General features: G+C 73.5%; 8 protein-coding genes. 1 reads left to right on the top strand and 7 read right to left on the bottom strand.

Features of this window, described 5'->3' with window-relative positions; genetic code table 11:
- Window positions 1–143: 143 nt before the first annotated feature.
- Both ACIBW9_RS01960 and ACIBW9_RS01965 read right to left on the bottom strand, forming a co-directional pair.
- The gene (locus ACIBW9_RS01960; RefSeq protein WP_398950256.1) at window positions 144–3,500 is read right to left on the bottom strand and encodes an FtsX-like permease family protein; all 3,357 of its coding nucleotides are present in this window, start codon (window positions 3,498–3,500) and stop codon (window positions 144–146) included.
- Window positions 3,501–3,663: 163 nt separating this feature from the next.
- The gene (locus ACIBW9_RS01965) at window positions 3,664–4,068 is read right to left on the bottom strand and encodes a globin (protein WP_398950258.1); all 405 of its coding nucleotides are present in this window, start codon (window positions 4,066–4,068) and stop codon (window positions 3,664–3,666) included.
- A gap of 219 nt (window positions 4,069–4,287) precedes the next feature.
- On the opposite strand from ACIBW9_RS01965, the gene ACIBW9_RS01970 reads away from it, so the two are divergent.
- The gene (locus ACIBW9_RS01970; protein ID WP_398950260.1) at window positions 4,288–5,268 is read left to right on the top strand and encodes a methyltransferase domain-containing protein; all 981 of its coding nucleotides are present in this window, start codon (window positions 4,288–4,290) and stop codon (window positions 5,266–5,268) included.
- 74 nt (window positions 5,269–5,342) lie between these two features.
- On the opposite strand, the gene ACIBW9_RS01975 is transcribed toward ACIBW9_RS01970, so the two are convergent.
- From ACIBW9_RS01975 to ACIBW9_RS01995, 5 genes are all read right to left on the bottom strand, one after another.
- On the bottom strand, window positions 5,343–6,605 hold the full coding sequence (locus ACIBW9_RS01975; RefSeq protein ID WP_398950262.1) for an FHA domain-containing protein: 1,263 nt from the start codon (window positions 6,603–6,605) through the stop codon (window positions 5,343–5,345).
- Between the two features lie 80 nt (window positions 6,606–6,685).
- On the bottom strand, window positions 6,686–8,032 hold the full coding sequence (locus tag ACIBW9_RS01980; protein ID WP_398950264.1) for a VWA domain-containing protein: 1,347 nt from the start codon (window positions 8,030–8,032) through the stop codon (window positions 6,686–6,688).
- A 98-nt stretch (window positions 8,033–8,130) separates the two neighbouring features.
- On the bottom strand, window positions 8,131–9,465 hold the full coding sequence (locus ACIBW9_RS01985) for a PP2C family serine/threonine-protein phosphatase (protein WP_398950266.1): 1,335 nt from the start codon (window positions 9,463–9,465) through the stop codon (window positions 8,131–8,133).
- Window positions 9,466–9,468: 3 nt separating this feature from the next.
- Entirely contained in the window at window positions 9,469–11,937 is a 2,469-nt protein-coding gene (locus tag ACIBW9_RS01990; RefSeq protein WP_398950268.1) for a tetratricopeptide repeat protein, read from the bottom strand.
- Window positions 11,934–13,253 (bottom strand): hypothetical protein, encoded by a 1,320-nt coding sequence (locus ACIBW9_RS01995; protein WP_398950270.1) that lies wholly within the window; start codon window positions 13,251–13,253, stop codon window positions 11,934–11,936. The genes ACIBW9_RS01990 and ACIBW9_RS01995 overlap by 4 nt, the downstream gene beginning before the upstream one ends.
- Window positions 13,254–13,259 lie beyond the last annotated feature (6 nt).

Raw genomic sequence — 13,259 nt, forward strand, 5'->3', positions numbered from 1 at the left:
CGCCGCGGTCACGAGCATTGGTGTCACCGCCGTGGCCGCCAGCAGTACGGCGGCATCCGGCACGGGCAGCTCGACCAGCACCCGGGGCACCGGGCGCTGCCCGCAGTCGTGTACGCGTCCAGGGAGCCGGCACCGGGTTCATGTCACTCATCCCCTTGCTCCCGCAACGACACCGCCGGGTTCCCGCGCCGCACCGCCAGCGCCGCGGTCACGAGCATTGGTGTCACCGCCGTGGCCGCCAGCAGTACGGCGGCATCCGGCACGGGCAGCTCGACCAGCACCCGGGGCACCGGGCGGGTGGCCTGCGCCGTCAGCACGATCAGTGGGATCACCGCCCGGGTCAGCACCGTCCCCAGGGCCGTCCCCACCGCCAGCGCCAGTGCCACCAGCACGCCCTGCTCGACGGCGATCATGCGGGCCAGTCGGCGGCGCGGGGCGCCCAGGGCCCGTAGCACGGCCAGTTCGGCGCCCCGCTCCCGCAGGGACCCCGCCGCGCTCACCGCGAAACCGACCGCGGCCAGCGCCGCCGCCACCCCGGCCGCCGCCACGAACGCCGCCTCCGCGCCCGCGCCGAACGGATCGTCCCGCAGCCGGGCGGCCGTCTCGTCCCGCACCACGACCTGCGCCGGGTCCAGCTCGGGCAGTGCCCGCAGGGCCTTCGCGACCTCGGCCGACTTCCCGGGGCCGGTGCGCAGCCACCACTCCGTGGGCGTGACGCTCGTCCCGTACCGCTCCTCCAACAGCCGGTTCACGGACCGCAGATCGACCAGCAGGGCGCCCCCGGCGGCATCGCCGGTCGTCGGCAGCTCCCGTACCGCACGCACGATCCGCACCGGCACGTTCTCACCGGCGACCGGCACATCCACCCGCTGCCCGGTGCGCGCGCCCGCCGAGGTGAGGAACCGGTCGGTCGCCACCGCCGTGATCTCGGGCGGCCTCGGCTGTACGACCTGCACCCGCACCGTCAACGACGCGGCGACCCAGGTGTCCTGGGCCGGCACATACCCCGTGCCGTACTCGACCGTGAGCGGCCCCGCCGCACTCATGGTCGGTCTCGTCGGGTTCGTCCTGTCGTTCGGCGAGGAGACCTGCCCGTCACTGCGCACGGACGCCTTCCAGGAGTCGGGCAGTGGGACCGTCCGCACGACCCCGTCCACCCCGGTCGCCGTCAACGCACCCAGTTCCAGGCGCTGTTGCTCGGGCTTGCCGACCGGCTGGGACAGCACCAGCTCCACGCCGGTGAGCGTCAGCGGTCCCTCGGAGACGGGCACGTCGAGCGCGTGCGCCCGCCCGTCGTCGGGGAGTTCCCCGGCCGGCACCCGGTACGGCGTCCCGTACCGGTCCACCAGCGTGACCGTGACGTCCGCCGCCGTGCCCGGTCCGTTCCGCGAGGAACTGTGCAGGGTCGCCGTCAGCCGCAGCCGGGCGGTGTGCGGGGGCACCTTCGCGCCTGCCGTCGGCGCCTTCGGGTCCAGGGACGCGAGCAGCGGCCGTACCGGCTGAGAGGCCAGGTCCCGGCGCATCAGTACGGTGTCCGCCGCCTGCGCGGTGTCCAGCGCCAGCAGCGCGGCCGTGCGGTCGCCGGACAACGGCAGGTCCGCGCGGAAGGCCGGGGCGACCTCTTGTACGTGCGGGACGGCCGCGTAGGTCTCCGTCTGCCCGAGGCCGTCCTCCCCGGCGGCGATCACCCGCACCGGGGCGCCCGCGCCGAAGTCCGCCTGGTCGCCCTGCGAGCGGTTCCAGGAGGCGCGCTGCCCGATCGCCAGCATGCCGAGCGCGACGGCCAGGACCAGCAGCAGCACCGGGCCCGCCCCGCGCATCGGTCGGCGGCTCAACTGCCAGCCCGCCAGCGCCGCGGTCAGCCCGCGCCCGCCGGCCGCCCGGCGCTCGGCGAGCCGCGCCACCGGGGGCAGCAGGCGCAGGGTCAGTACCGTGCCGGCGAGCAGGGCGAGTGCCGGGGCGGCGACGAGGAGCGGGTCGATGCCGAGCGTGCCGGTTCTGTCGCCGTTCACGGCGCCGGAGGTCTGCTGGTGCAGCTGCCAGTACGCCACGGCGGCCACAGCCAGCAGGGCGAGGTCGGCGCCGGCGCCAAGAGCTCGGGCGCTTCTGTGATGGGCCGTGTGAGGGTTCGTGGCTGATCGCAGCCCCGCTCTCAAGGGGCGCGGGGCTGCGCCGGTAGGTGCGGCTCCGCCGCGGGGGCGCGACAAGCCACGACGGGCCCGCGGTCGAGACGCGGCCCCTCGTGGCTCGACCCGCGGAGCGCCCGGCAGCGTCACGGCCAGGGCGCAGCCCAACCCCACGGCCCCCGCCACCAGCCACACCCGGAGCCCCCCACCCGCCGGCACCTCCAGCCGCAGTCCGATCCGTGCCGGCGCCCCCTGGCCGGCCAGCAGCCGGGTGAGCGGGCCGGCCAGCAGTGGTCCGCACAGCACCGCGGGCGCCGCCAGGAACAGCGCCTCCAGGGCCGCCAGCGAGGCGATCCGCGCCCGGGAGGCGCCGCGGGCTCGCAGCAGCCGTACCTCGCCCGCGCGCCCGGCGCTCAGCAGCCGGGCCACCAGCAGCAGCGCACAGCAGGCCAGCAGCACCAGCTGCAACGCGACGATCAGCAGCGTCGAACGGGAGACGAGCAGCGAGCGCTCGACGCGGTCGAGAACCTCGGGCAGGGAGGTGCTCGCAGCCGTCGTGCTACTGAGCACGGGCTGCCTGCGCAGAGCGGCCCCTCCCGCTCCGGCCGCCTTGCGCAGCTCGCCGATCCGCCCGGTCGTCAGCGTCGAGAAGTCGGCCGACGCCAGCCACCCGGAGGGCCCGGCGCTCACCTTTCCGCCGCTCAGCACGCCGGGGGCGGCGAGCAGGGGGCCGTACGTCGTGAAGTCGAGGGTGGTGACGCCCCGGCCGCGCAGGTCGTCCAGCCGCCAGTAGGGCGAGTCCGCCCGGGCGGGCCGGTACAGGCCGGTGAGCGTCACGTGCACCTTCGGGCCGCCGAGCCGGTCGGTGAGGGTGAGGCGGGCGCCGGGCTTCAGGCCGAGGCGCCGGGCGGCGGTCTGCGGGAGGGCCGCCTCGATGCCGGGGCCGGAGCCCGCCCGGGGCGCCCGTCCCGACACGAACCGCAGCTGCGTCGGGTCCAGCGCCGCGACATACGTCAGATCGGGGTTCTCGGACCGCTCGGCCGGCGGCTGCAGCGAGCGCGGCAGCGCGTACGGGCCCGAGCGCACCAGGGTCCGCACGGTCACCGGCAGCCCGTCGAACGTGCGCCGCGCTCCTCGCCGTACGGCGTCCTCGGCGGCGGCGCGCCGGCCCGCCGGGATGTCGGCCTTGACGATCAGTGCGGCATCGCCGGCGTTCTGCGGGTCCCGGAGCGAGTGGCGCAGGGCCGCGTCACCGATCGCGCCCGAGTAGGCGGTAAGGGTCGCCAGGACGGCCGTGGTCAGCAGGACGGTGAGCAGCGCGGCGGCCAGCAGCGGGCGGTGCGCTCGGGCACGTAACAGGACAAACCGTGCCACCGCACCCAACGCCGTCACGCCCAACCCCCCGTGGCTGTCCTGACCTCCGGGCGATGCTGTCAGAGGGAGTGGCCCTCGGTAAGCGCTTGTACGGCGGGCTTGACCGGATCGTGACCGGATTCCGGCGTCGTGCGACCGGAATCCGCACGTCATGCGGTCAGGTTCAGTCCGGGGTGTTCACCATCGAGGCCGCGGCGTACGTCAGGTACTTCCACAGCTGCTGCTCGTGCTCCTCGGACAGACCGAGCTCGTCGACGGCGTCCCGCATGTGCCGCAGCCAGGCGTCGTGCGCCTCGCGGTTCACGGCGAAGGGGGCGTGGCGCATGCGCAGCCGGGGGTGGCCGCGGTTGTCGCTGTACGTCGTCGGGCCGCCCCAGTACTGGATCAGGAACAGCGTGAGGCGCTCCTCGGCCGGGCCGAGGTCCTCCTCGGGGTACATGGGCCGCAGCACCGGGTCCTCGGCCACACCCTCGTAGAAACGGTGGACGAGGCGGCGGAAGGTCTCCTCCCCGCCGACCTGCTCGTAGAAGGTCTGCTCCTGAAGCGCGCCGCGCCGAATCTCGGTCACTTTGAGCTGCCTCGCATGGTTTGTTCCGGTCCGCCCGATTTTCTCTGCCGGGGGTCCGGGGGTTGTCCCCCGGGAAAAAGCAGTACGCTCCCCATGCTCTCAGACCGCTCGGCGGAGGACTTGAGGCTTAGGACCCCGCCCCGCGTCCTGGAAGCGGACATTCCGGATCTGGCGGCTCCGGAACTCGCCTCCCGCCCTTCCCCGCAGCACAGTGGACCCATGGGCGCAGCTGCTCTCGACAAGGAACTGGACGACCTCGCGGTCACCGCGCGGGCGGAGCTCGTACGGCAGATCGAGGCGAGCGGGGCCTGGGACGAGGACCCGGGGTGGCGGGAGGCGTTCGAGTCGGTCCCGCGCCATCTCTTCGTGCCGTACTACTACGTCGGGGTCGTCGGCGGCTACGAGCGACGATGGGGCGAGAGCCCCGATCCGCACACGCGCGAGCGCTGGCTGCGCGGGGCCTACGAGGACGCCCCGCTGGCCACGCGGCTGCGCGACGGCGAGCTGCTCTCCTCCAGCAGCCAGCCCTCGCTGATGGCGAGGATGCTGGCCGAGCTGAGGGTCGAGGACGGCAACCGGGTCCTGGAGATCGGCGCGGGCACCGGCTACAACGCGGCCCTGCTGGCCCACCGGCTCGGCGACGAACTGGTCACCACCGTCGATCTGGAGCCGGAGATCACCGAGTCGGCCCGGCGGCACCTGGCCGCCGCCGGCCACCACCCGGCCGTCGTGACCGGCGACGGCGCCCGCGGAGTCCCCGAGCGCGGCCCCTTCGACCGGATCATCGCCACCTGCGCCCTGACCTCGATCCCGCGCGCCTGGCTCGCCCAGTGCAACCCGGGCGCCCGCATCCTGGCCCCGTTCGCCACCGGCCTGATCGCCCTGACGGTCCGGGACGCCACGCATGCGGAGGGCAGCTTCCTGCACACCCCCGCCTACTTCGTGCCCCTGCGCGGCGGAACCCGCCCCGAGCAGGAGTCACTCCCACTCGACGACATCCCCCGCCGCGCCAGGGACCACGACCTCTTCCGCTTCCTCCTGGCCCTCACCCGCGGCACCCTCGACCCCCGGGAGGCCTTCGCCCTGTGGGAACGCGAGGAACACCCGCAGCGGCACCGCTATGGCATCACCATGGGCGCAGACCGAGAGTGGGCATGGCTGGACGACCCGAAGGGGCCGCATGCCTGGCCCCTCCGGTGAGTCAGCGGCCTTTTTAGGGGCGCGGGGAACTGCGCGACCAGCCACGACGACGCCGCACCCCACAACGACATCGACTACCCACGGCGAATAGTGATCGTCGTCCAAGCCCCCACGTGCACACGATCCCCATCCTGCAGAGGCACCGGCACAAAAGGCTGAATCGGCTCATCAGAGCCGTTGACCGTCGTGCCGTTCGTGGAGTTCTGGTCCACGACCGCCCAACTGCCGTCCGGCTGCTGCACCAGCACCGCATGCTGGTGCGAGACGCCCGGGTCCTCCGGAGGCACCGCCAGGTCGATGTCGGGGGTGTCGCCGGTGGAGTGCCGGCGGCGGCCGATGGTGATCTGGTTGCCGCTGAGGGTGCGCTGCTGCTCGGGCGAGTACGCGGGCAGGTTGAGCCCGGCGGCCTCGGGGCCGGAGCGCTGCATCATCGCCATGAAGTACTCGCGGTCAGGACCGATGGTCGCCGTCCAGGTCACCGGCCCGCCCTGGGTCTGCGGGAAGCCCTGGCCGGGCGGGGGCGCCTGGGTCGCGCCGGGCTGCGGATAGCCGTAGCCACCGCCCTGACCGGGGCCACCGGGAGCACCGGGGCCGCCGGACGGCGGGGAGATCACCCAGTCGTCGTCACCGCCGCCGAAGGACGGACCGCCCTGCTGCGGCGGACGTCCCGTCTCCTGCGGGAAGCGGGGCGGCGCCGGCGGACCGGGCTGCTGGAACGCCTGCGGGGCGCCACCGGGGCCGCCGGGGCCGCCGTGCGGTGTGGGGCCGGGCGGCGGCGGGACCGGGCGCGAGGGGTTCGGGCCGAAGCCGGACCGGTCGGCGAACGGGCTCGGCGGACCGGAGGGCTCGTTGCCGAAGGGGCCCGGCCGCGGGCCCGAGGGTTCGTTGCCGAACGGGCTCGGCGGGATCGGCTCCGCCGGGCGGTTCACCTGGGACGGGCGCGAGCCCTGGTACTCGTACGAGTCGCCACCGCCGTACGACGGTCCGGGCTGCTGCTGGAAGGGCCCGCCGGGGCCGGGCGCCGGCGGGCGCGGGGCGGCCGGGGTGTACGAGGTCGCGGTGTTCGTCAGGAAGTTCCACCGGCACTCCTCGCAGAACGGCGCGCCGCCCTCACGGGGCGTACGGCACTGCGGGCAGAGCTCCGGCTCGTGGTCCGGCACCGCGGACAGCGGGCGGCCGCCGGGCTGAGGGCCCTGGCCGGGCGGCGGGAAGCCGTAGCCGCCGCCGGGCGGGGGCGGCGGGGGAGGGGGCGGAGGCACGGCACCGGCCATGCGGTGACCGCAGACCTCGCACCAGTCGTCGGAACCCGACTGGTGTCCGTTCGGGCAGGTCGGCATGTCGGCGCTTCCCCCTTTCCTTCAGGGTCCTACTCGGTCCTGTGATGTGTGTGGTGTGTACGGCGACGTGACGTACGGTGTCACTTCTTTACACGAACAGTCTTTGTCGACCGTGTCTCGAGAGTCATCTCGTCGGCCTCCTCGACCTTCGCTTTCAGTCGCACAGTACCTGTCGCGGCATCGACCACGTCCACCACCTTCGCAAGCAGTTTCGCAGTATCCGCGTTTCCGGAGGCGCTGGCGAGCTGAACGGCACGGCCCAGTTTGGCCGTTGCTCCATCCATATCGCCCGCTTTGCGAAGATCTAGCCCTTGTTGGATGGCTTGTGCCAGTTCGGCCTGCCCGGTGTAGTGGGCGACCTGGGGGTTGATCGAGGTGGAAGCCGTCATGTCGTCGGTCCACACGGCCCTGACCAGGCCCTGGGCGCCGAGGTTCTGCGCGCTGCCGTCGGGCTGCGGGACGACCAGGGAGACCCGGGCGGCGAGCATCTCCTGGCCGAGGCCCGCGGCGGGTACCTCGACGCATACGTGGTAGTCACGGGACTCGTCGCCCCAGGAGCCGGTGGGGTAGTCCCCGGCGCGCGGGCCGGCCTCGGTGCGGCGGTCGGTCAACTCCTCGACCGTGGGTGCGACTTGCTTGACGAACTTGATGGTGGTGCCGACCGGCGTCCACAGCCTGAGGGCGACGTCGGCGACCTCCTTGCCCATCGCCTTCTCCATCATCTGCGTGAAGTCGGCGGCGAGGGCGGCCGGGTCGGCGACGATGTCGGCGGTGCCGAGCAGGGCCGAGGCGATCCCTGTGACTTCTTTCACTTCCCAGTCGGTGCCCACGCCACGTGCGTCACAGGTGAATCGTCCGGCACATTCGTCGAGGGCCCGCTTGAGGTCCCCGGGCGACTCGTGCTCGTTGCGGCCGTCGGTGAGCAGGATGCCGTGCCGGATGGCGACCTCGTCCGAGGAGAGCAGCCGGTCGGCCAGCTTCAGCCAGGTGCCGATGGCCGTGCCGCCGCCCGCGCTCAGCTTCCGCAGGGCCTCCTTGGCCTGGCCGCGGGTGGTGGCGTCGGCGACCGCGAGGCGCCCGCCGCCCGGGTAGACCTCCTTGGCGACGTGCGTGCCGGCGATCACCGCGAAGTGCACCCCGTCGCGCAGGGTGTCGATCGCGGCGGCCGTCGCGTCACGGGCGTTGCGCATCTTGGTCGGCGGGTAGTCCATCGAGCCGGAACAGTCGACCATGATCGCCACCCCGGCCGAGGGGCCGCGCCCCGGCGCGTACTGGTGGGGCGCTGCGACGGCGCTGCCGGCCGTGCCGCCGCCGGTGGCGGTGACCGTGACGATGGCGTTGACCTCGCGGCCGCCCTCCGGCAGGTACTCGTTCTGGTACACGTCCATCGAGAACTGCGGCACGCTGGACTTCGAGAAATTGGCCATGCCTACTCAAATCCCCCTCGAAAACCCCGCGTTCGCGGGGCGACGACTGTATGCGGACCGGTCCCCTCCGGTCCGCTGAGGCATCCCCGTATACGGCCTCAGGCCGATCCTGCCCCCTGAGGCACGGCCGGGAACGGCACGACGGCCACTGTTACGTTGTCGTGGCCCCCGCCGTCCAGGGCGTGACCGACCAGCACCCGGGCGCTGTGCAGCGGACGTACGGCGGCATCCGGCGGCACGATCTCGGCCATCTCCTCGGCCGCCTCCGCGTAGTTCCACAGTCCGTCCGTGCACACCACCACTACACCCGGCCGGTCCGGCTTGAAGGAAGCGGTGTGCGGCTCCAGTTCGTAGGCGTCCGCGCCGAGCCAGCCGGTGATCGCGTGGGCGCGCTCGTCGGCGTACGCCTCGGCCTCGCTCATCAGGCCCGCGGAGACCATCTGCGCGGCCCACGAGTCGTCCTCGGTGAGGCGGGCCGGGGCCGTGGTGCGGTCCACCGGCACCCAGTAGGCGCGGCTGTCGCCGACCCAGCCGACGACCAGCAGCCCGGCCGTCACGACCGCGCCGACGATGGTGCAGGCGGGCGCGTTCTGGTGCGGGGAGTGCTCGCGGGCGGTGGCGGGTTCGTCGGCCAGAGCGTTGACGGCGTGCGAGGCGGCGACGATCGCGTCGTGCATGGCCTGCTGCGGGTGCGTGCCCCGCGGCAGGGCGGTGAGCAGCGCGTCGTTCGCGGCGCGGGCGGCGGCCAGCGAGGCGTCGTCGGGGCGGGTCGCCGAGGAGACGCCGTCGCAGACGATCGCCACGGACGCGGGGGCGCCGTCGGGGAGGGCGGCGGTGCCGATGCCGAACGCGTCCTCGTTGCGGTGGTGGCGCAGTCCGCGGTCGCTGACGGCGGCCACCGGGCCGGACTCCTGCTCCATGTGGTCGCGCTCCCGGGGCTGGGCGTGCCCGCAGTTCTCGCAGTAGCCGTCCTCGTCGACGCGGCCCGCACGGCAGGCCACGCACAGCGTGGCCTCCTCGGCGGGCGCGGCGAGCGAGGCCACGCGCGGGTCCGGGGCCTGCAGCGGATACTCGTCGGGCTGCGGCGGCCGGTCGAAGCGCACCCCGGCGGCCGGGGAGACCGGCGATCCGGTGGGCTGCTCCGGCGGCAGCGGGGAGCCGCCCGAGTCCGTGCCGTGCAGGTCCGTCGGCAGATGGGTCGCCGCCGGGGTGTCGGAGCCGCCCGGCGTGGCCGCGAGGGGCCAGGCCGCACCGCCGGCTTCGCCCGGCGGCACGTCCGAACCGTTCAGGGCGATCGTCGGATGGTCCTCCGGCCGTGCGGGCACGACGGACAGGTCGTATCCGCACGCACCGCAGAAACGGTCACCCGACTCGAGCGGCCACTCGCAGCTCGGGCAGTTCGACAGGGCGGCCTGCTGGGGCATCTGCGACATCAACTACACCCACGTCCGGGGGCGGTAACGGTTGGCACGTTCCACCAGGTCGATCCTCTCCTCGCCGCCTCGCGCCAGCCGGGCCAGCGTGCGGTACGAACGCTCCAGGCCGAAGCGGAGTCCCCGCTCGTCCAGGTCGCTGCCGAGCAGCACGCGCTGCGCGGCGGGAGCAACCACCTGGCCACCGGAGAGTATCCAGTCCAGCGCGCAGCCGAGGACTTCGGCGGACAACTGCTCCCGGCGCGCCGGATCCAGCCCGTACGCGTCCAGCGCCTCGACCTGCCCGGCGGCGGCCCCCAGGTCCTCCAGGAACGGTACGTCGGAAGCGGCCGCCGTACGCCCGCGCAGCCGCGCCCGTACGGCGGCCACCCGCGCGGCCGTGTAGTGGATCGAGGACTCCGGCACCGACTCCAGCGTCCGTACGGCACTGCGCCGGTCGCCGGTCGCGAGCTGCACGCGGGCCAGCCCGAACGCGGCGCTCACATAACTGGGGTCGGTCGACCAGACCAGCCGGTAGTACTCGGCGGCGTTGTCCAGCTGGCCCAGCAGCTCCGCGCACAGGCCGAGCGCCAGCTTGGGGGCGGGCTCGCCGGGGAACGCGTCGTAGATCGCGTCGAAGGCGAGTGCGGCACCCTCCTCGTCGCCGGTCACCAGCGCCGCCACGCCCCGGTACCAGACGACCCGCCAGTCGTCGGGCCGCTCGGTCTCCAGCGTCTGCAGGGCGTTCAGGGCGGTCGCCGAGTCGCCGTTCTCCAGCCAGGCGCGGATCTGCCTGAGCCGGGTCTCCACCGATGCCGCCGGAGCCGCGGCGAGCGCCCCGAGCAGCTCGGCCGGAGCGGTCGTCATCAGGCCCGCAAGAAAACCCGCGTTCGGGTCGGCGGGGTCCACGCGGGGGACGGGCAGGGCGAGGGCCGCGGTGGGGGAGTCGACGTGCTTGACGAGGGCCGCGGTGGCGTTCGCGGATGCGGGGAGCTGGAGCTGCTGCCCCTTCCGCGGCTGCACCACCCGCGCCCCCAGCCGTGACACGTCCCCTTCCAGCTTCGGGAACAACTCCGTGTCGGTGACCTTCAGTTCGGGCCCGAACAGCGTCGACAGCGCGGGCCGCGCCCGCCCCGTCTGCAGCGACACCACCTCGCGCAACACGCCCGTCAGCTGCTCCGCCATCTCCTGCGCGGAGGCGAACCTGCGGGCAGGGTCGGGGTCGGTGGCGCGGACCAGGAGCCGGTAGAAGGACTCGTACTCGCGGAAGACCTCGATGTTGTCGGGGTCGGGCAGGGAGTCCACGAAGACGTTCGTGTAGCCCTGGAAGTCGAAGGACAGGACGGCCAGGGTGCGCGCCACCGTGTACAGGTCGCTCGCCACCGACGGGCCGACCTCGGCGACCTCCGGTGCCTGGTAGCCCACCGTGCCGTAGATGGCCGACTCCTCGTCGTCCATCCTGCGCACCGCGCCCATGTCGATCAGCTTGAGCTGGTCCTCGGTCTGGATCGCGTTGTCGACCTTGAAGTCGCAGTACAGAAGGTTGCGGCTGTGCAGATGGCCGAGCGCCTCCAGCGCCTCGATGCCGTACGCGCAGGCCTGCTCCACCGGCAGCGGATCCCGCTTGCCGTCGGGGGTGCGGCGGCCGTTGGCGATCTCCTTCAGGGACTTGCCGCCGACGTACTCCATGACGATGTAACCGTCGAGCGAACCGGTGCGCTGGTCCAGGTGCTCCACGAAGTTGTAGATCCGAACGATGTTGGAGTGCTCGATCTCGGCCAGGAATCGCCGCTCGGAGATCGCCGCCGCCATCGCGTCCTGGTCGCCGGTGTCCAGGAGGCCCTTGAGGACCACCCAGCGGTCGGAGACCGCCTTGTCCACGGCGAGGTAGACCCAGCCGAGCCCGCCGTGCGCCAGACAGCCCACGACCTCGTACTGGCCGTGCACCACATCGCCGGACTTCAGCTTCGGTACGAACGAATACGGGTTGCCGCACTTGGTGCAGAAGCCCTCGGTGCGGCCCGCGCGGTCTCCGCGTGAGCGGCCCACCGGCGCCCCGCAGTCCGAGCGCGAGCAGAACCGCTTGCGCTCGGGCACCTCCGGGTTCTCCAGCACCATCGCGCGTGGATCGGGCCGCGGCACGTCCGGCACCTGCACCAGGCCCACGCCCAGCCGGCCGCGGGAGCCGGTGCTGGTGCCGGAACCGGAGCTGCGCACCGACACCGAACGGCCCGTGGACTTCCCCGACAAGGAGCGCGAGAGCCGCCCCGACACCGAGCGCCGCGACTTCGACGACTGCGAGGAGGTACGCGAGCTGCCGCTGTCCTGCGAGCCCTTGCCGCCGGTGATGCCGGTGGCCGACGAGTTCACCATGCCCTTCGCCGACACGACCGGCGCGAGACCGCAGGTGTCGCAGTACAGCTCGCCGCCGCCCACGTCCTCGTAGGTGCCCTCGCAGTCCGGTCGTTGGCAGGTCTGCTGTGCCTCACTCATGACGTCTCCCCCCTGCGGTCTTGCGGCGGCACGCGCGGGGCGCCCAGCACTTCCGCGGCCGCCTGCTGGTAGCGCAGCACGGCCTGTTCGGCGACGCGCAGATCGCAGGGTGCGCTCCACAGCATGCGCCGCGCCGCGTCGTAGCGCTCGATCAGGAACGGGTCCTCGGCGTGTCCGAGCCGGGCCACCTTCGCCTTGTACGCGTCGAGGCGGCCGCGCAGCTCGGCGCGGACCGCCAGCGGCGCGGTGACCGCGGTCAACGACTCGCGGGCGCGCAGCAGTTCGTCCTCCGCCTTCTGCTCCAGGGACTCCAGGAGCGGGGACAGGCGGTGCCACTGGGCGTGTCTGCGGTACTCGGCGGCCGTCGCCAGCTGCTCCTGCAGCGCGGTCGGCGGGCCGCTGACGACGGGCACCTCCGTGGCGGCGATCTTCGCGAGGACCTCCCCGCGCGCGTTGCGTGCCTCCGCGAGCGTGCGGTCCGCCCGGCTGAGCACGTCCCGCAGCTTCACCAGCCGCTGCTCCGCGTCCTGCCGGACGGTGAGCACGGCGTCGATCTCCCGGCGCACCTCCTCCAGGGCGCGCGCCTCCCGGTCGTACACCGTGGTGTCCGGCCGGCCGCCGCCCGGCGCCGAACTCCCCTGCGCGGGGATCCAGTACGCCAGCGGGTCGGAGATCACCTGCTCGCGCAGGGTGGACAGGGTGCGGGTGATGCGCTCCAGGTCGTCGCCGGAGGGGTGCTCGCCGGGGCGCACCCCGACGGAGTGGGCGAGCGTACGGGTGCGCTGGAGCTCCGCGGCCAGTAAATCGATCCGGGCGGGCAGCGCCGACCAGACGGCGTCGGCCGCGACCACCATGTCCAGGCTCGACGCATACAGCTCGTTCATCAGGTCGACGAGGGCGGCCAGGGAGTACTGCCGGCTGAGCTTGCCCGGGGCGGACAGCAGCGTCGGAGCGTTCGCCGTGGCCATGGTGGAGCCCGCGACCGTGACGGACTCGCCGCGCAGCAGCTCCGTCAGCTCCACCAGGTCCTCGCGGCTGGACCAGCGGCGCCGCGAGCGGATCTCCCGGGCGGAGCGCAACGCGTCCGTGTACGCGTCGAAGTACGCCCACAGCAGCGTGATCGACGCCTCCGTGGCAGCCCACCGCTCCTTGGTGACGCCCGTCAGCTCGGCGCCCTCGAGGAGTCTGCGGCCCGCGTGGTCCTGCAGGGCGAGGAGCGAGGTCTCGATCGCCTCGTGCTCCGCGCCTAGCCGCGCCAGCGCACGGTCCACCTCGTCCCGGTCCATCACCGGCCCGGCGGGGTCCGTGACGCCCATCGATCA

It is taken from the genome of Streptomyces sp. NPDC049541, from assembly GCF_044465725.1.
Classification (GTDB): domain Bacteria; phylum Actinomycetota; class Actinomycetes; order Streptomycetales; family Streptomycetaceae; genus Streptomyces.